This is a genomic window from Chloroflexus sp., from assembly GCF_056331925.1.
This window is the reverse complement of record NZ_JBWGQH010000011.1, coordinates 53789-73627: the sequence shown is the minus strand read 5'-3', so window position 1 is coordinate 73627 and position 19839 is coordinate 53789. Positions and strand designations below refer to the sequence as shown.

The 19839-nt window shown below is 55.4% G+C and carries 14 protein-coding genes; 9 read left to right on the top strand and 5 right to left on the bottom strand.

The annotated features are described in order from the left end of the window. Window positions 1-160 precede the first annotated feature (160 nt). Window positions 161-865: a PIG-L deacetylase family protein gene (locus tag AC01ZF_RS07630; RefSeq protein ID WP_424677262.1), complete on the bottom strand. Its 705-nt coding sequence runs from the start codon at window positions 863-865 to the stop codon at window positions 161-163. A gap of 202 nt (window positions 866-1067) precedes the next feature. Here AC01ZF_RS07630 and AC01ZF_RS07625 point away from each other — a divergent pair, with 202 nt between their 5' ends. Continuing rightward, entirely contained in the window at window positions 1068-3302 is a 2235-nt protein-coding gene (locus AC01ZF_RS07625; RefSeq protein ID WP_428111987.1) for an FdhF/YdeP family oxidoreductase, read from the top strand. 54 nt (window positions 3303-3356) lie between these two features. Then, window positions 3357-4295: a formate dehydrogenase accessory sulfurtransferase FdhD gene (fdhD, locus tag AC01ZF_RS07620; RefSeq protein ID WP_476575258.1), complete on the top strand. Its 939-nt coding sequence runs from the start codon at window positions 3357-3359 to the stop codon at window positions 4293-4295. A gap of 247 nt (window positions 4296-4542) precedes the next feature. Here the strand turns inward: fdhD and AC01ZF_RS07615 are convergent, their stop codons facing one another. The 3 genes from AC01ZF_RS07615 to AC01ZF_RS07605 all read right to left on the bottom strand — a co-directional run bounded on the left by AC01ZF_RS07615 (window position 4543) and on the right by AC01ZF_RS07605 (window position 8273). Beyond that, the gene (locus AC01ZF_RS07615; RefSeq protein ID WP_424677264.1) at window positions 4543-5361 is read right to left on the bottom strand and encodes a hypothetical protein; all 819 of its coding nucleotides are present in this window, start codon (window positions 5359-5361) and stop codon (window positions 4543-4545) included. A 33-nt stretch (window positions 5362-5394) separates the two neighbouring features. Next, complete coding sequence (locus tag AC01ZF_RS07610; RefSeq protein ID WP_424677265.1) at window positions 5395-6924, bottom strand: (Fe-S)-binding protein; 1530 nt, start codon at window positions 6922-6924, stop codon at window positions 5395-5397. Window positions 6925-7421: 497 nt separating this feature from the next. Then, the gene (locus tag AC01ZF_RS07605) at window positions 7422-8273 is read right to left on the bottom strand and encodes an HTD2 family dehydratase (protein ID WP_424677266.1); all 852 of its coding nucleotides are present in this window, start codon (window positions 8271-8273) and stop codon (window positions 7422-7424) included. A gap of 300 nt (window positions 8274-8573) precedes the next feature. Here AC01ZF_RS07605 and AC01ZF_RS07600 point away from each other — a divergent pair, with 300 nt between their 5' ends. The 6 genes from AC01ZF_RS07600 (at window position 8574) to AC01ZF_RS07575 (ending at window position 15003) form a co-directional block, all read left to right on the top strand. Continuing rightward, window positions 8574-9941, top strand: coding sequence for a CaiB/BaiF CoA transferase family protein (locus tag AC01ZF_RS07600; protein ID WP_428111982.1), 1368 nt, complete (start codon window positions 8574-8576; stop codon window positions 9939-9941). Window positions 9942-10028: 87 nt separating this feature from the next. Beyond that, the gene (locus tag AC01ZF_RS07595) at window positions 10029-11246 is read left to right on the top strand and encodes a CaiB/BaiF CoA transferase family protein (protein ID WP_424677268.1); all 1218 of its coding nucleotides are present in this window, start codon (window positions 10029-10031) and stop codon (window positions 11244-11246) included. 65 nt (window positions 11247-11311) lie between these two features. After that, window positions 11312-12541 (top strand): 2-methylfumaryl-CoA isomerase, encoded by a 1230-nt coding sequence (locus AC01ZF_RS07590; protein WP_424677269.1) that lies wholly within the window; start codon window positions 11312-11314, stop codon window positions 12539-12541. Between the two features lie 108 nt (window positions 12542-12649). Next, window positions 12650-13711 (top strand): HpcH/HpaI aldolase/citrate lyase family protein, encoded by a 1062-nt coding sequence (locus AC01ZF_RS07585; protein ID WP_476575257.1) that lies wholly within the window; start codon window positions 12650-12652, stop codon window positions 13709-13711. 20 nt (window positions 13712-13731) lie between these two features. Beyond that, window positions 13732-13893, top strand: a complete 162-nt coding sequence (locus AC01ZF_RS07580; protein ID WP_476575256.1) for a hypothetical protein — start codon at window positions 13732-13734, stop codon at window positions 13891-13893. Between the two features lie 30 nt (window positions 13894-13923). After that, window positions 13924-15003, top strand: coding sequence for a MaoC family dehydratase (locus AC01ZF_RS07575; protein ID WP_424676697.1), 1080 nt, complete (start codon window positions 13924-13926; stop codon window positions 15001-15003). A gap of 47 nt (window positions 15004-15050) precedes the next feature. Here the strand turns inward: AC01ZF_RS07575 and AC01ZF_RS07570 are convergent, their stop codons facing one another. Beyond that, window positions 15051-16565, bottom strand: a complete 1515-nt coding sequence (locus AC01ZF_RS07570; protein WP_424676698.1) for a DUF4129 domain-containing protein — start codon at window positions 16563-16565, stop codon at window positions 15051-15053. Between the two features lie 163 nt (window positions 16566-16728). Between AC01ZF_RS07570 and AC01ZF_RS07565 the strand changes: the two genes are divergently transcribed. Beyond that, on the top strand, window positions 16729-19704 hold the full coding sequence (locus AC01ZF_RS07565; RefSeq protein WP_476575255.1) for a transglycosylase domain-containing protein: 2976 nt from the start codon (window positions 16729-16731) through the stop codon (window positions 19702-19704). Window positions 19705-19839 lie beyond the last annotated feature (135 nt).

Below are 19839 nucleotides of genomic sequence, written 5' to 3'. Positions count from 1 at the left end.
CGCGGCCCTGACTCACGCACACCGCATTGGTATCAATCTGCCAATGGTTTTCCTTTCTAGCCGGTATACACCGGCGCTAGCAACAACAACGCAGCGCGTACACCAAACCATCCGGGTGTAGCAGACGCTACCCGTGATCGGAATGGTTCGTGTCGCGCGGTTAATTATCGACGAGACGTAGCACCCGGAAGGCTTCGGCGTAGGCAACGCCAATCTGCGCGCCGTTTTCGGCATCCCACTTGCGCACCCAATCGGCGACTTCGGGGCCGAGTTGCGATCGATGACAGAGCAAGCTCTCGATCTTTTGCTCGATCCGGTCACTAATGTCTAGATAAAGATCGGGTGCTGGTGGGAACATCAGGTAGAGTTCGCGCACTTTGTGCGGCTCGTAGCCTTCGGCGAGCAGTTCTGGAAAGATGGGGCGCGTTTCGGCGCTGGGAAAGACGGCATAGATCGCTGCTTCGCCAGCCGCACGATGGTCAGGGTGATTAATGTAGCTCTTGCCGGCAAAGACCAGCGTTGGGTCCTGGCAGAGGACACGGAATGGACGTACCTCACGGATGAGGCGCGTCAGTTCGCGTCGTAATTCGAGGGTGGGTTGTAACACGCCATCACGATAGCCAAGGAAGCGCACATCATGCACACCCAAAACAGCAGCGGCGGCCCGCTGTTCTTTCTGCCGACGTTGGACTAAAGCGGTGAGATCGGCTCCCGGTTCGTTTGACCCGGCCGATCCGTCGGTAACGATGCAATAGGTAATCGGATGCCCGGCTGCTGCCCAACCGGCAATCGTGCCGGCAGCGGCGAACTCTATATCGTCAGCGTGAGCGGCTATCACTACGATGGGTTCGGGTGGGACATGCATACAACCTCCTTATCCTAGTCTACACGAATTGAAGGGGTTTTGTCTAGAGGGTTGTAACGAAGGATGTCGTACCATCAGATGGTCGTTGGTGCTTATTCCTACAACCAGATCACTGCTAAAGCAAAAGTTGTAATCTCACCGGTAGTTGCAGTACAATTAAAGGCAGAGCTTTCCCAATTCGCTCAAAACGTGAGGAGTCAATATGCAACGACGGGGCTGGAATCCGGCAACGTGGGTTAGTTTGGTCCCTAATGGTTTGGGTCAGGTGAAGCCCAACCATTATTGGGAAATCGTGCGCACTATTTGGGAAAATCGCGATAACTTAGGTACAGCATGGCGCATTTTGCACAAGGGTGTATGCGATGGTTGTGCTCTCGGTACAACCGGCCTGCGCGATTTTACTATGAAGGGTGTTCACCTCTGCACAGTACGGCTGAATCTGTTGCGGCTCAATACAATGCCGCCACTCGATATTCGCCGTCTCGCCGATGTAGCCTCCCTGCAATCACTCAACGGGCGTGAGTTGCGGGCGTTGGGTCGTCTCCCTTATCCGCTGATCCGGCGTCGCGGTGAAGCCGGTTTCCGCCGCCTAACGTGGGATGAAGCCTTAAACGAGATTGCCACCCGTATTCGCGCTGTCGATCCGCGTCGGATCGCATTCTATCTAACCTCGCGCGGGATTACCAACGAGACGTACTATGTGGCGCAGAAAGTAGCGCGTTTTCTGGGTACGAACAACGTCGATAACGCGGCTCGTCTGTGTCACGCGCCGAGTACCACCGCGATGAAACAGACGCTCGGCGTCGCCGCTTCGACCTGTAGTTATCGCGATTGGATCGGGACCGACGTGTTGGTGTTTATCGGGAGCGATGCTCCCAACAACCAACCGGTGACGACGAAATATCTCTATTACGCGAAGCAGCACGGGACCCGCATTGTGGTGATTAACCCCTATCGCGAGCCGGGCCTTGAGCGCTATTGGGTACCGAGTGTGTTTGAAAGCGCTTTGTTTGGTACGCGGCTTGCCGACCGCTTTTTTCAGATCCAGATCGGTGGGGACATAGCGTTTCTCAACGGTACGCTGAAACACCTGATCGAACGCGGTTGGCTCGACCGTGCCTTTATCGATGCACATACCCGTGGGTTCGACGAGATGCAGGCGACGTTGGCAACCCAATCGTGGACGGAACTAGAACAGGCGAGCGGTTCGACCCGTGCCGAGATGCTGGCGTTTGCCGAACTATTGGCCCACGCGAAGAGTGCCGTCTTTGTATGGAGTATGGGGATTACCCAGCACGAGTACGGCGTTGAGAATGTCAAAGCGATCATTAATGTAGCGCTGGCACGCGGCTTTATCGGTCGTGAGTATTGTGGTGTCATGCCGATTCGTGGCCATAGTGGCGTGCAGGGTGGTGGTGAGATGGGCTGTACCGCGACCACATTTCCCGGCGGTAAGCCGGTGAATGCCGAGCATGCCCGTTGGCTGAGCGAGCAGTGGGGTTTTGCCGTACCCGATTGGAAAGGGCTAAGCTGTGGCGAGATGATCGATGCCGCTTACGATGGGCAACTTGAGGTATTTTATGCCGTCGGTGGCAACTTTCTCGATACAATGCCAGATCCGGCCTATATCCGTACTGCGTTGAGCCGTCCGGCCCTGCGTGTTCATCAGGATATTGTGCTTTCGAGCCAGATGCTGGTCGATCCCACCGATACAGTCATCTTGCTCCCGGCGGCGACGCGCTACGAGCAACGCGATGGCGGTACCGAGACAAGCACCGAGCGTGAGATTATCTTCTCCCCATATATCACCCCGCCACCGGCTGAGGCGCGCAGTGAGTGGGAGATTCTGATGCATGTCGCCGAACGCACCTATCCTGAACGGTCACGACTGATCCGTTTTGGCGATGGTCAGCAGATTCGTGATGAGATTGCGCGGATTGTTCCTGAGTACGACGGTATTCAGCATCTGCGCAAAGCCGGCGATCATGTGCAATGGGGAGGTCGTATTCTCTGTCGCGATGGTGTTTTTGCGACCCGCGATGGGAGAGCGCAGTTTACCCCACTCACGCCACCGGATACAAATCTCCCGCCAGGTATGTTCGTGCTCAAGACGCGACGTGGGAAGCAATTCAATTCGCTGATTCATGATGAACGCGATCCACTCAACGGGGCACACCGCGATGATGTGCTGATCAATCCAGACGATGCGGCTCGGTTGGGAGTACGGGAAGGTGAGTGGGTTGTGCTGCGCTCAGCAGTAGGTGAACTCCGGGCACGGATCAAGTTTGCTCCATTGAAGTCGGGGAACGTGCAGGTCCATTGGCCGGAAGGAAATGTCTTGATCGATGCACATCGGCGCGATCCGGGGTCAGGTGTTCCGGCGTACAAAGCCATCGTGAGTATTCATCCGGTCGAGGTGCCGGTGATGGTTGAATGACGCAACGGGTTGAGGCGCGTGGTTGGGCCTCGTACCACCAAGTGAGGAACTTGCATGGCTCGGCATAGGGAGCGATGCCCGCCCGGCGGCGCGTGGTTGGGTCTTGTACCACCAAGTGAGGAACCGATGATCTCCCGAGCAACCGTTCGTCGGCATACCGTAGTCAAGGTGCGCGAGGGGTATTGCCGGCGCGAAAAAGATGCGGTCGTCGTCGAAGAGCCGCTGGAGATACGGCTCGCCATACCGAGTACTCAGCAGACAGTGCAGCTCGCCACCCTAATGCGCACCCCTGATGCCGATGTGGAGTTGGCTACCGGGTTTCTATTCGGTGAGGGTATTATTCGTGATCGCTACGACATTACGACCATTCGCTACTGTGTTGATGCGGAACTCGATGACGAGGTGCGCTTCAACACACTCATGGTCAATCTGCACGCCGACCGTGATCTTGATCTTGAGGCGCATCGTCGCTTCTTCTTCGCCTCTTCTTCGTGCGGTGTTTGTGGTAAAGCCTCGCTCGAGTCGCTTCATCTCCGGGGCTGTACACCGCTGATCGACGATCCGACGGTGCGGGTCACGTGTACCGTTTTGGCTGGGCTCGATGACACGCTGCGGCAAGCGCAACGACTCTTCGCGCGTACCGGTGGTCTGCATGCTGCCGCCCTCTTCACTACAAGTGGACAATTGCTTACCCTGTATGAAGACATCGGTCGGCACAATGCCGTTGATAAGCTGATCGGTGCTCACGTCCTCAACGGCACTCTGGCTCACTTGCGCCAATCGATGCTGGTCGTCAGTGGGCGGGCGAGCTTTGAGATTGTGCAAAAAGCATTAATGGCCCGCATTCCGATTGTGGTCGCTGTCGGCGCACCGTCAACATTAGCGGTGACGTTGGCTCAGCACTTTCATATGACCCTCATTGGTTTTCTCCGAGGTGCGGTGTGTAATATCTATACCGGTGTCGAACGGGTGGTACGCGTAGACGATCATTAATAAGGTGATGAATGTGATCCACGCGCAACCTACATAGAGATACTCAATGCAAATTTGGACTAAGAACGATCATCAATAAGGTGATGAATGTGATCCACGCGCAACCCTACGTGAACGCAGTTCGTACCGGTGTGGGTTATAGGCAACGCCCATGTAGTCTGTACCCAAGACCTGCATTCATTCAGGTGACCGCCCGAGCGATCCAACGTGTGGTATCACTCAGGCGGGCCTATCCGACGTGCAATCGTTACGCAATCGTGCGCGCCATCCGCCGCCGCACCGCGTAGAAAATGGCGAGGAAGTTATAGACCATGTGGAAGAGATACGTAAACGGCAAGAGGACAAACAACGCTAACCCTAGCAGTGCATGGAAGTAAACAATACCGGGAACGAGATGCAAACGGGCGAGAAGTTCTGTCCAGATAATACAGAAGATAATGGTGCGCACAACGAGCCGATCCCACGGTAACCGACCGGGTGTACGGATGCCTTTGGCCGCGTGGTCAATGTCACCAACGACGGCGCCGCTCCATCGGCGCAGCAGCACCGTCATGAGATGCACATTACCGAGGACTGCAAAGCCGACGGCGATCCACGTGATACCGATAAACACGGGAGCAAACTGACCGAACAGAAATCGCGCCTGCAACATTTCGCCGTTGCCGAAGATGATGGCAAGCAGATTGGCCGGTGAGTAATTAAAGCTCTCTTCGAGATGCAAAGCCACATCCGGTACCGGTCGCCCGAGCACGATTACTGCAAAAACGATGAGCGCCGAAATGCTATACCCGATCACCTCGGTGATAATCGCCACGTGATACAATAGATAGCCACGGCCCCACGTCGGGTTTGACCGGCGATAAAAATGCTTAAACGGTCCAAATAGCACCGCATTCAAGGCCGCCAAGACGCCCATGCGTTGCGGCATCGGTACGAACGTTGGCGACACGCCCCGCGGATGGCGTTTCGTCAGCAGCGCGACGCCGAACCGACCTAACCGTAAGCCCACCCCGACCACAAAGATCGTCAGCGCCACCGGCGCAATGATATTCAACAATTCGATCATCACTCACCTCCTGCGTACTATCGTCTGACTAACCTACCGACAGCATTCCGGATCGAGCGACATCGCAAACTCCCGCCACGATCGGAGGAGATCGTAGACCTGTGGATGATCTTTGCTAAATCGCTTCACAATATCGTCTTTCTCCAGCCACTCAAGCAACCCCGGAAAATCGGGTTGCTGCATCAGTGTCGCAATCTGGCCCTCGATACTATGTGCGATAAAGAACTCATGGTCACGATGTCGCAGCTCAGCAGGGACGCGCATACGATCGAGTTCACCGCGTTTTGCCAGCGCCGGCTCCATTGCGGCATACACGACCTCGAACAGCACCAGCGCCATCCGCTCGCCGGTGGGCGAGAGATTGTACGTCTGGCAGGTATCTTCCAGCGATAACGTACAAACCACACACGGTGAGGTGACATAATCTGCACCGGTAGCGCGAATTTGGTTTGCCTTCAGCACCGAGATCTTGCGCCGTAGATTCGTGTTTTCCGGCAACCGCATGCCACCAGCCCCACCGTTGCAGCAGTAGTTGTGCTCGCGGTTTGGCGTCATCTCGATGAAATTATCGGTGACTAGATGCAACAGCTCGCGGAACAGATCACCCAACCCAGAGAGGCGCGTTGCGTAGCATGGATCGTGCAAGGTTACCTTCAACTGGGTCTTTTCAACCGGTAACCGTCCTTCCCGGATGAGATCAAGCATCAGAGAATCAACACTGATAATCGGGTAGCGGAAGGGGCGACCAAGCGTTTCAGTTGCCTCGGCGTATAGGGTGCGCGTATCGCAGCCACATTCCACCAGCAGGATCGCTTTCACACCTAACCGATCGGCTTCCTCCTCCCAGTCCAACAACATTTGCTTCGACAGGTTGTGATGAACAGCAATATGATCAATTTCAGTACCGGTATCGATAACATAAGGTGAGATGGTATAACTGACACCAGCAGCATTGAGAATTTTAATGAGTTTGATACCGTAATCGGGGATTTTCGTATTTCCGGCAGCCGGACAAACAAAGAGCAGTTCGGCGCCGGACACATTGACCGGCACCTCTAGCCCTTCACTGCGCAAGAACAAACCGACTCGACCGAGCACCTGTGCCGCCGTCAGGCCAAAGCTGTGACGGTGACGGTCGGTGTTCTCGATAATTGACCGAATCGTTGGATTGGCGAGGCTTAGACCCGAATCGGCATACGCAGCACGGGCTAGACGCACCATGCGGCGAATACTGATACCGGATGGACAAGCCAACGTACAGCGTCCACAAGCCGTACAGGCCCAGAAATACTGCATATTCTCTTTCAAATCGGCAACGGTGGGTGTCGTCACGAGTCCGAGTACACCCCCGATCCGACCTTCGACCGTCAGATAGCGCTGATAAATCTGGCGGAGCAAACCGGTCTTGTGGGTTGGATGGAGCTTTTCGTCACCGGTCACGAGATACCACGCGCACGCCTCCCCGCACATCTTGCAGTTCATGCATGCTTCGAGGTTCACCACGTCTTCGGCGGTCATGTTGCGCCGCAGCGAGTCGACAAACAGTTGCATTTCTGCTTCCATGCTTGCACTCCTTTCTTACTCTTGTTGACTATCTCACTGCTCAATTCATTACTCTCGGTATCGCAAAGGCGGGCCTGCCGATCTGCACTATTAGATGGTGAGATACGGGTAGACACTACGCATACAGTACGATTGTGTCGTCATCGAGAGGCAACCGCTGTCTGCGTGATCTTTGCCTCGATACGGGGAGAGCAATGCAAGCTCAATACTAACAAGATATCCGTGAGCATTGAGTGAAAATATTACCACCGAGAATTGTTATATGATCTGTTTTGTATAAATTGTGACATTTTTTGCAGAAAATATGTGATAAAATTCACGGATAAATTGTGACGGTAATTACGAAAAAAGAGTGCAAAATTCGTACTTTTGCATCGAAAGATACGAAGATGGTTCTCTAAACATACGGTTATGCACGAACCACGATCTCACAGCACAAGAGGGGCAGAGCCGTTATTCGTGGCTCTGCCCCTCCCGTCTACACACTGTGCGTGGCGTTATTCGTTGCCTCCCCCAAGTTCGGCGGTGGCCGTGAGGGCAGAGGTCCCATCCGGTCCTTGCGCTTCCAACTCAACCTGATCGGTGCCAAAGCGGGCGATAAGGCGGAACGGGGCAAGATCGAACAGTGGTGCTTGACTACGGAACCGGAAGCTGCTGATCGGGCGGGTGGTATGGTGGCGGGCAAGCTCCATCAGCAGCACTGCGACAAGAGGGCCATGCACGACCAAACCGGGGTAGCCTTCTTCCTGCTGGGCATACGGACGGTCGTAGTGGATGCGGTGTGCATTAAACGTCAATGCCGAGAACCGGAAGAGTAAGCGCGGATCGGGGGTAACGATGCGGGTAATAGCATCGGTGACCGGTGGCAGCTCAACCGGCACCGGTGCTGGAACCGGTGCACCCGGTTCGCGATAGACGATATCCTGCTCTTCTTCGATACAGAGGTTCTCGCCTTGGTAGATTTGATAACCGACGGTCACAAAGGCAAGCGGGCCGGTACGACCGGTCTTTTGGGTGATATTGCGAATTACGCCCTCACGACGGGCCGGCTGCCCGATCAGCAACGGCCGGTGAAAGCGGATTCTTGCCCCCGCAAACATACGGCGCGGATACGGGATTGGTGGAATAAAACCACCACGTTGGGGGTGGCCGTCACTGCCGAGTTGTGATTGTGGTGCGCGGGGAAGAAAGTAGAACCAATGCCACAGGGGAGGTAAGGGTGCTCCTACGGTAAGTGTTGCTGAGGGTGGCTCGAGTGTAGCTGCCGCAGCTAATGCCTGTGCGAGGCAAATCTCATCCTCGACCAACTCCGTTTGTCCGATCCACGCCGTCCAGTCCGCTTCGCTCATAGTCGTTCGCTCCTTGCTATGCTACGGTTGCTTTCTCCAATCGGCTTTGTTGTCTATTATGCTCTCGTCTATAGTCTAACGATCCAGCTATAAGGATTTACTTATATCAACTCACAGTTAAAAGTTATCAACAGGCAATTGCACAATCGAGTACTCTATGCTATTGTAAAACTACACGAGATTTTTATCCCTACCCTTCTTGTCTTTTTGTGCAAAGCTCATGGCCATGGTGGCCCGTATAGAGCCTTGACGTGCTCTATGCGATAGTTCGTTTTGTGTATTTTTGAGGAGCGGTAAACGATGGCAAAAGGCTCACGCCCGACAAAAACGACTCAAGCAACGACTGAAACGACGGAGATGACGGAGACCGAAATGCCGGTGGTAGTGACAGCAGACCTCGAATCTGCACCAGGAGCTGATCCGACTCCGCCTGCTGCGGAGCCGCAACCTGAACCGGCAGTGGTACGTGATCGACTACCGCTCAGCGGCATTCGTGTGATCGATGTCGGTAATTTCTTGGCCGGTCCCTATGCAGCTTCAATTTTAGGGGAATTTGGCGCCGAGGTGTTGAAGGTTGAACATCCTCTTGGGGGCGACCCGATGCGCCGATTCGGTACGGCTACTACACGCCATGACGCTACGCTAGCGTGGCTGAGTGAAGCACGGAACCGCAAGTCGGTAACCATCGATTTGCGGCAGCGGGAAGGTGTGGACCTCTTTCTGAAGCTGGTAGCGAAATCTGATATTTTGGTCGAGAATTTTCGGCCCGGTACGATGGAGGAGTGGGGGTTATCGTGGCCGACGTTGCAGTCTGTCAACCCCGGCTTGATTATGCTACGTGTGTCAGGGTACGGCCAAACCGGTCCGTACCGCCGTCGATCCGGTTTTGCCCACATTGCCCATGCCTTTAGCGGTCTATCGTACCTTGCCGGTTTTCCCGGTGAAACACCGGTTTTGCCCGGTACGGCACCGCTCGGTGATTATATCGCCAGTCTCTTCGGCGCGATTGGGATCTTGATCGCACTCCGCCATCGTGAGAAAACCGGGCGTGGCCAGTTGATCGATGTCGGGATTTATGAGGCAGTCTTTCGTATTCTTGATGAAATTGCCCCGGCTTATGGTCTGTTTGGCAAGATTCGCGAACGTGAAGGTGCGGGAAGCTTTATTGCCGTGCCCCATGGTCATTTTCGTACTAAAGACGGGAAATGGGTGGCGATTGCCTGTACCACCGATAAAATGTTTGAGCGGTTGGCCGAGGCGATGGAACGCCCTGAATTGGCTTCGCCTGAGTTGTACGGCGATCAACGGAAGCGCTTGGCAGCCCGCGATGTCGTGAATCAGATTACCATCGATTGGGTTGGTTCCCTCACGCGCGATGAGGTGATGCGCCGCTGTTTGGAAAAAGAGGTACCGGTTGGACCGCTCAACAGTATTGCCGATATGTTCAACGATGAACATTTTCGTGCGCGGGGTAATCTGGCACGGATCGAAGCCGAAGGTGTCGGTGAAGTGGTAGTTCCCAATGTGATCCCGACGCTGTCTGAAACACCGGGTCGGATTACCAATCTTGGGCCGCCGCTGGGTAATGCGACGTATGAGGTGCTGCGCGAGTTGCTCGATATTTCTGCTGAAGAGATCAAGCATTTGCGTAGCCGCAAAATTATCTAGGGCGTACCGATAGAATGTAAACCGGCAAAGGTGAAGAGGTGTACCTGTTCTCCGTTGCAAACCCGCATATAGAACGAGGTATAGGTGATGACTGAAACCGATACGACGTTGCCTTTAGCAGGCCTCCGCGTCATCGATGCTGCAACCGTGATTGCAGCACCCTTCTGCGCGACGCTGCTCGGTGAGTTTGGGGCCGATGTGTTGAAAGTTGAACATCCGATTGGTGGTGATGCGCTACGTCGCTTTGGTACCCCGACTACACGCGGTGATACGTTAACGTGGTTGAGCGAGTCGCGTAATAAGCGTTCGGTAACGCTGAATCTGCAACATCCTGAAGGGGCGCGGGTCTTTAAAGAACTGGTTGCGCAAGCGGATGTGCTCTGCGAGAATTTTCGTACCGGAACACTCGAAAAGTGGGGATTAGGCTGGGATGTGCTCAGCAAGATTAACCCACGCCTGATTATGCTCCGTGTGACCGGGTACGGCCAAACCGGTCCCTATCGTGACCGTCCCGGCTTTGCCCGCATCGCCCACGCCGTCGGTGGGATCGCGTATCTGGCCGGTATGCCGAAGGGGACGCCGGTCACGCCCGGTTCAACCACTCTCGCCGATTACATGACCGGTCTATACGGCTGTATCGGGGTTCTGCTCGCTTTGCGCTACCGCGAACAGACCGGTCGCGGTCAATATGTCGATGCTGCGCTCTACGAGTCGGTCTTCCGCTGTAGTGATGAATTGGTTCCCGCGTATGGGATGTACGGTAAGGTGCGTGAGCGGCACGGCTCGCATTACAACGAGTTTGCCTGTCCCCACGGTCACTTCCAGACCAAAGACGGGAAATGGGTGGCGATCTCGTGCGCGACAGACAAGCTTTTTGCCCGTCTTGCTAACGCGATGGGTCGCCCTGAGTTGGCCTCGTCGAGTGTGTATGGCGATCAGAAAGTCCGTCTTGCCCACGCCAGTGATGTTAACGAGATCGTGCGTGATTGGTGTAGCTCGTTGACCCGCGCCGAAGTCCTCGAACGGTGCTATGCAACTGCCACGCCGGCAGCGCCGCTCAACGATATTGCTGATTTCTTCGGTGATCGCCATGTTCATGCCCGGCGCAATTTGGTCGCCATCGATGCCGAGGATCTTGGTGAAACACTGATTATGCCCAATATCGTGCCGAGACTCTCGGAAACCCCCGGCAAGATTCGCTCGCTTGGTCCCAAACTCGGTGAACATACGGAGGAGGTGTTGAAAGAGTGGCTGGGGATGAATGACGATCAGATCGGTGAGTTGCGCGCCAAGCGAGTGATCTAGGCAGAGGTTTTAGCACTGTGACGGTTCCGTGTGATCGTCACAGTCTGATACGGCAAGAGGAGTCCATGAACGGCATTCTCAGTGGTATGCGTGTCGTCGAAGGCTCAGCCTTTGTTGCTGCACCGCTCGGCGGGATGACGTTGGCTCAGTTGGGTGCCGATGTGATTCGCTTTGATCCCATCGGTGGTGGTCTCGATTACAAGCGCTGGCCGGTTACCCTTGATGGAAAGCATAGCTTGTTTTGGGCCGGTCTCAACAAAGGCAAACGCTCTATCGCGGTCGATATTCGCCATCCGCGTGGTCAAGAGCTACTGACCCAATTGATCTGCGCTCCCGGTGATAACGCCGGTCTCTTTATTACCAACTTTCCCGCCCGTGGTTGGTTGAGCTACGATGCCCTCAGGCGCCATCGCGCCGATTTGGTTATGGTGAATCTGGTTGGCCGACGGGATGGTGGGTCGGAGGTTGACTATACCGTTAATCCGCAACTTGGCCTGCCATTTATGACCGGCCCCGTTACCTCGCCTGATGTCGTCAATCATGTGTTACCGGCGTGGGATCTCATCACTGGCCACATGATTGCACTCGGCTTGTTGGCTGCCGAACGTCATCGCCGGCTGACTGGTGAAGGGCAATTGGTCAAGCTGGCTCTCAAAGATGTCGGGCTAGCGATGATCGGTCATCTTGGTATGATTGCCGAGGTGATGGTGAATGACACCGACCGGCCCAAACAGGGGAATTATCTCTACGGTGCGTTTGGGCGCGATTTCGAGACACTCGACGGGAAGCGGGTGATGGTTGTCGGTTTGACCGATTTGCAATGGAAGGCGTTGGGGAAGGCGACCGGCCTGAGCGATGCATTCAACGCTCTCGGCGAGCGATTGGGGCTCAACATGGATGAAGAGGGCGATCGGTTCCGCGCTCGCCGTGAGATTGCTGCACTGCTTGAACCATGGTTTCACGCACGCACGCTCGCCGAAGTACGTAAGGTGTTCGAGCAACACCGTGTGACATGGGCGCCATACCGGACGGTGCGTGAAGCGATTGCTCAAGACCCAGATTGCTCCACCGATAACCCTATGTTTGCTATGGTCGAGCAACCGGGGATCGGTTCATATCTGATGGCCGGATCACCGCTTGATTTTAGCCAAGTGCCACGCTTACCCGTGCGGCCGGCACCCCGGCTCGGTGAACATACCGACGAGATTTTATTGGAGGTGCTTGGATTGAGTGAAGGTGAAGTAGGTCGGTTACACGATGAAGGGATTGTCGCCGGACCGGAGGTTTTGGAATAACGCAGAGACGCGATGCGTGCAGCAGTCGCAATGAGGAAACGGTGCAGCGATAGTGCTGTTGATTCTTTGCATCTTTGCGTTGAGCGTTGCATCTGAATTTAGGAGGCAATGATGCGTAAACTACCGCACAATTTCTACAAACCATTGGCCATCGGTGCTCCTGAACCAATCCGTGAATTGCCGGTACGCCCGGAGCGGGTTGTTCATTTCTTCCCACCCCACGTTGAAAAGATTCGTGCCCGTATTCCCGAAGTTGCCAAGCAAGTTGATGTCTTGTGTGGCAACCTCGAAGATGCTATTCCGGTTGATGCGAAAGAGGCTGCCCGCGCCGGCTTCATCGAGGTTGTGCGCAACACCGATTTCGGCGATACGGCAGTCTGGGTGCGGGTAAATGCCCTCAACAGCCCATGGGTGCTCGATGATATTGCCGAAATTGTGGCGAATGTCGGTAATAAACTCGATGTCATCATGATCCCGAAAGTTGAAGGGCCGTGGGATATCCACTTTGTCGATCAATATCTTGCGCTGCTGGAGGCTAAACATCAGATTCGCAAACCTATTCTCATCCACGCCCTTCTCGAGACGGCGCAAGGGATGGTCAATCTCGAAGCGATTGCCGGAGCTAGTCCGCGTATGCACGGCTTCAGCCTCGGTCCGGCCGATCTAGCCGCCTCGCGTGGGATGAAGACGACGCGGGTTGGCGGCGGCCATCCGTTCTACGGTGTCTTGGCCGATCCACAAGAAGGCCAGACTGAACGGCCCTTCTTCCAGCAAGACCTCTGGCATTACACTATCGCCCGCATGGTCGATGTTGCCGTTGCCAACGGGCTACGTGCCTTCTACGGCCCCTTCGGCGATATTAAGGATGAAGCCGCCTGTGAAGCCCAATTCCGCAACGCCTTCTTGCTCGGCTGTACCGGTGCGTGGTCGTTGGCGCCAAATCAAATCCCAATTGCCAAGCGCGTCTTTAGCCCTGATGTGAACGAGGTGCTTTTCGCCAAACGCATTCTTGAGGCAATGCCCGATGGTTCTGGGGTGGCAATGATCGACGGCAAGATGCAAGATGATGCTACATGGAAACAGGCCAAGGTGATTGTTGACCTTGCCCGCATGATCGCCAAGAAAGACCCCGAATTGGCCAAAGCCTACGGGTTTACGGAATCATTGTAATCATTGGAGCGACGCACGCCGTGCGTCGCCCACACGGCGTGCGTCGCCCACACGGCGTGCGTCGCCCACACGGCGTGCGTCGCCCACACGGCGTGCGTCGCCCACACGGTGGTGCGTCGCCCACACGGTGGTGCGTCGCCCACACGGTGGTGCGTCACCCACACGGTGGTGCGTCGCCCTAATCGCATTGCCATCTATAAAAGGAGAACCGAATGATCAACAAAACCAATCCCGGCAATTTCTTCGAGGATTTTCGGTTAGGTCAAGAGATTGTCCATGCCACCCCCCGTACCGTCACTGAAGGAGATGTTGCCCTCTATACCTCGCTCTACGGTTCACGTTTTGCCGTAACATCATCGACTCCGTTTGCCCAGAATCTCGGCCTAGACCGCGCCCCCCTCGATAGCATGCTCGTCTTTCACATTGTCTTCGGTAAGACGGTGCCCGATATTTCCCTCAACGCTATCGCCAATCTCGGCTACGCCGGTGGACGGTTTGGCGCGGTGGTTTATCCCGGCGACACCCTTTCAACCACCTCAAAAGTGATCGGGTTACGTCAGAACAAAGATGGTAAAACCGGTGTTGTCTATGTCCACTCGGTAGGAGTCAATCAGCGCGGCGAGATGGTCTTAGAATATATTCGCTGGGTGATGGTGCGCAAACGTGATCTAAATGCACCGGCGCCAGAACCGGTGGTACCGTCGTTGCCCGATGCCGTTCCGGTGGTCGAGTTGCATGTGCCTTACCAAATTGCCCCCGGCCAGTACGATCTTGTGCGTGCCGGCAGCTCATATGTATGGGAAGATTATGAGGTCGGGGAGAAGATTGATCATATCGACGGGGTCACTATCGAGGAAGCCGAGCATATGCAGGCTACGAGGCTGTATCAGAATACGGCTCGCGTTCACTTCAACCTCCACGTTGAGCGTGAGGGTCGGTTTGGTCGGCGGATTGTCTACGGCGGTCATATCATCAGCCTCGCCCGTTCGCTCTCGTTCAACGGCCTCGCCAATGCGTTCAGCATTGCTGCTATCAATGGCGGTCGTCACACAAACCCCAGCTTTGCCGGTGATACTATCTACGCTTGGTCGGAGATTCTCGACAAAATGGAAATTCCGGGGCGTGATGATGTCGGTGCTTTGCGGGTACGCACCGTTGCCACCAAGGATCGACCGTGCCACGATTTTCCCTACCGTGACGCCGATGGTAATTACGATCCGGCGGTAGTGCTCGATTTTGATTATACTGTGCTGATGCCGCGCCGGATGGCGGCGACCACAACATCTGGGTAGGAAGAAGGCAGGCGCTGAGCGCGCACAGGCACGCCTTCAATCCTCACCTATATTTTGCGCACTCTGCGCCTTTGCATAATCTTTTGTCGGAAGCAACGTAGTAGGGTACGCACCTGCTGCTGTTCAACCGGATCAGATGCGTGTCCGGCATATGCAGCGCGGTGATACGCAAGCGTCAGTGCGCGTAATTCTTCACCGGCTTCGGCTAACTGCGGGACCGTATGCTCGGCAAACTCTGCCGGTGTTTGTGCTGGTTGGCGTGAGTAACCTCGATTGGCAGCGTAGCGCAAAGCCGCGTGGTAGCAGGTGATCGCAATATCAACCGGTGGGCGGATCGGGTCTGGTGGCGCAGTGGGCCGTCGCCCAAACGATAGTCGCCAGCGCCGATCTCGGTGCCGTTGTTTTATCTGTTGCCGCGCAGCGGTTATCCACTCGTACAAGTGTGGCCATCCCTGCTTCACCCACTGTTGACGGCGCAAGATCGTCCAAAACGCCAAACCGGTCAGTAGCGCGATACACATCCAAAAGATTAACCCCGGCCATACTGGTGGTGTACTCTCGACAGATGATGGCAGGATTGGTGGTACGATTGGCGTCACCGCATTTGCCGATGTATTCATGAGCGAACTCAAGATCATCAGTAACATCAACGGCAGCAGTGCCACAAGACTCAGCATCCCGATAAACAGGAATGAAAGGATCATCGCACACAAGAGAACAATTCCACCGATCAATAGAAGTGTCTCTTGCCAGTCATCTGGAACGAGGGGTGCTACCTGCACTGGAAGAGCGAGTGCTAAGACAAGCACCAATCCAATAGTACTTATACTCAGCCATTGCCAACTTCGATTAACCTCAGGCGCAATATCGGCTTCATCGCTCTGCCAATCGGCCAACAAAGCTCGGCGCTGGGCCAGCGTAATCAGGCTTAGGCCACCGGCAAGGTAGAGCGCCATCCAACCGGTTGCACTGAGTGGGAGCGTGTGTTGGCGATATTGCACACCCAGCGTAACGATCATCAGTAGCCCACCCCAACCGACTGCCCGACTCAGGGCAGAGACAGCTACTTGGCGGCGGGCGATGGCGTCACTGCGGTAAAAAAGCATATCAAGACTCTGCAATGGTGTCTTGAGCGGAGCGTTTGGCGTAAGTGCGGCAATTGCAGCGATACCACTGCGGCTCAGGACTGCCACAGTCAGTAGCGTGAGCAAGCAAAACAGAAACGGAGCATCGAACGCGGCGAGCGGGTCGGTAATCCACGTCATCATCGCGGCCCAACCGTTGCTTCCCTGTCCCAGGGTCGCAACGATCCGGGCTAGCGCTATCAGTCCAAACACCTCAACGGCCAGATACCGCACCGCCCCACCCTGTGTTTCGTGAAGTCCGGCAACCATCCGCGAACGCAACGCGATTGCTTCTAGACCAACCAACAAACTTGCGCCGCTCAGCCACACCATGTGCCAATCGGTAGCGGCAGTCACCGTATCACCGATCAACGTGACGAGGAGGGTAATAAGGCCTGTAATCAGAATGGTCGGCGTAACAAGCGAGGGTTGATTCATGGTATCGTTAGGATACACACTCACGGATCACGTTCATTTTACCCGATCCCATTCTCATCTGCGTATCAGTTACAATAGACCACTATATGCTATACTACCGTCGGCGCTCATCAAGGCGCATATTCATAATCGTTCCAACGCCGACAGGTGTTTCACGTCAGCTATGATACGTTCGCGTCGTCTATCGTCATACCATCGTAATGGCCGCAACGGTCGTCGCCATATCCCACCACGTCTAGTGCGTGGTCGTCCTACACCGCAGCTACCCTTGGGTCGCTGGCTCATGAACGCGCTCTTAGCCGTATTCGGGCTGATTGCCGTTGTGCTCATCGCACTCACCGGCTTCGCCTACAATGCCTACATCCAAGTCGCCGAGAGCCTTCGTCCACGCTTGGCCTTACTCGATAATCGGGCCTTGTTTGAAAACTCCCGCATGTTCGACCGCAACGGCGAATTGCTCTACGAATTCTTTGATACCGGTAAACGCACGAAAGTCTCGATTGACGAGATTAGCCCTCTCTTAATACAGGCAACTATCGCTATCGAAGATAAAACCTTTTACACCAATCCCGGTATCGATCTGGCCGGTATCATCCGCACGCTGGTCGATAGCTTACGATTGGGCGAAGAGGTGGGTGGAGCTTCAACCATCACCCAGCAGGTGATTAAAAATAGTGTGCTGACGCCGGAAGAGCGATTACCGGAGCGCCGCTACGAACGAAAACTCAAAGAGATTATTCTGGCCCAAGAGCTTGATCGCATCTATACCAAAGATCAGATTCTCGAGCTGTATCTCAACGAGAATTTCTACGGCAATCTTGCCTATGGGATTCAGGCAGCCAGCGAAGTTTATTTTGGTGTCAGTGCTGCCGAACTTGATCTGAACCAAGCATCGTTGCTGGCCGGTCTACCGCAGTTACCCTCTGTCTACAATCCGATAAACTATCTCGAACGTGACGAGCAAGGTGGCTATTTGCCGCCGGTCTTTGTTGATGATGACTGGCTCGACCCGAATGCACGTTTACCGTCCGGTACACCACTTCCTCGCATCCGCCAAGCTGCCGTCTTACGTCGAATGGTTGAAGACGGCTACATTACCGAAACACAGGCGCGACGTGCGCTGGCGACACCGCTACGCTTTGCTCCACAAGAGGCCCCGCTCAACGCGCCGCACTTTGTCTTTTATGTGCGTGATCTGCTCTTGCAGCGCTATGGACCGCAAATTGTGTACGGTGGTGGCTTACGGATCACGACCACCCTCGATCTTCAACTGCAACGGATGGCGCAAGCCACGGCCTTCGAGCGGATCGCCGAACTGGAGTCGCGGAACATCCATAACGCAGCAGTAGTGATCATGCAACCCAACACCGGCCAGATTCTGGCGATGGTCGGGAGTATCGACTACAACGCGGTGAAACCGACCAAGACCCCCGGCGAGTCGGGGAATGTCCTCGATGGGCAAGTGAACGTCGCGACTCGTGAACGGCAACCCGGTTCGGCGCTCAAGCCGTTTACCTATCTGGCGGCGATGGAACAGGGCATGACACCGGAGACGGTATTGTGGGACGTTCCAACCGAGTTTCCGACCGGTACCGGTGATTGGTATGCTCCGCAGAATTACAACGGTCAATGGAACGGGCCGGTGCGTATCCGTACCGCGCTGGCAAACTCGCTCAATATGCCAGCGGTCAAGGCGCTAAAGTTTGCCGGCATCGATTACACCATCCGGCTGCTAGAACGGGTCGGTATCCGTACCGGTCTCAAGCGTGGTGCCGGTTTTTATGGGTTGTCCCTCACGTTGGGCGGTGGCGAGGTGTCGCCATTGGAACTAACCACCGCGTACAATACGTTGGCCAGCGGTGGGCGCTACTTCCCTCCGGTTGCCATTCTCGAAATTACCGATTCGCAGGGGCGTACCCTCGAACGCTTCTCGCCGCCGGCCGGCGAACCGGTGGTCGATCCGGCACTGGTCGCGATTATCTCAGATATGCTTAGCGATGACCGTGCCCGCCAAGCAATTTGGGGCCTCAACAGCCCGTTGCGTCTCAGTCTGCCTGCGGCGGTCAAGACCGGCACGACCAACGATTGGCGAGATGCATGGGCAGTCGGTTATACGCCGTTTGTGACGGTTGGCGTGTGGACGGGAAATAACAATAACGAACCGACGGCGCGGGTGGAGAGTCTGACCGGTGGTGGGATCATCTGGCGCAACGTGATGGAGAATATCTTCCGCCTCATTGCTGAAGATGAACGTTATCGTATCCTTTTTGCCGCGCCGTTTCCTGATGGGGAAATTCAGACGGAGTTTATCTTGCCAGAAGAGGTCGTGCGCCGCCCTATCTGTGAATTGCCCGGCCCCTTTGGTGGCTACCGCGAGGAGGTGTTTACCCAAAAGATGCTGAAGCAATTGGAGGAAGCGGCCTTGTTAAGTCCGACGCCAACCGCTAATCTCACCAACTTGATCGCGGGTGATGTTCTCTGTTCAGCATACGACAAAGTGACCGTTGTCCGAATTCCTACCCCGGAAGAGTGGACGAGTAGCGGCGAGTTGCGGCCTAACCCGCCACCGGCTCCACCTACCGATCCCAAGGCGGCGCCGCCCCCGCAGGATCTCAGTGCATTGACCGATGGCGCTTACTGCCGGCCTGCCCCAGAAGCGAGCTATCCATCTGAGCTGGTGCGTGAGATTTACCTGTGGAAACTGCCACCACCTGATCCCGATGAGAAGGTTGAGTACAAATGGCGTGGTGGTGATGCCACGGTGCCGCTTAAGTACGAAGATCTCCCCGTATGTACCGAGGAGATGTTCAAACCGCCGGTGCCGGTACCACCGGTTGAAGGTGCAATCTTGATGCCCGATCTACGCCGCTTGGGTGAAAATCAGGCCAAAGAGGTGCTGGCCTTGTTGGGTATCGATCCGGGTCGCATCTACGTCGATTATCAGGGTCCCGATCGGGCCGGCGAGGATTATTACCGGTACGGGCCGTATGTGGTGCTCAGTTCATTGCCGGCAGCAGGTGAATGGATCTTGCCTGACACGACTATCGTGCTCGGCATTCGCGCGCCTGATCCCGAACCGGCGCCGCAACCTAACACTGAAACAAACCCGGAACTGCCGCCACCGACACCGGATTCGTAGTACAAGGTACGAGGCCATACCGGAGACGCACTGCCGTGCGTCTCCACATAATGAGATGCACTGCCGTGCGTCTCCACATAATGAGATGCACTGCCGTGCGTCTCCACATAATGAGATGCACTGCCGTGCGTCTCC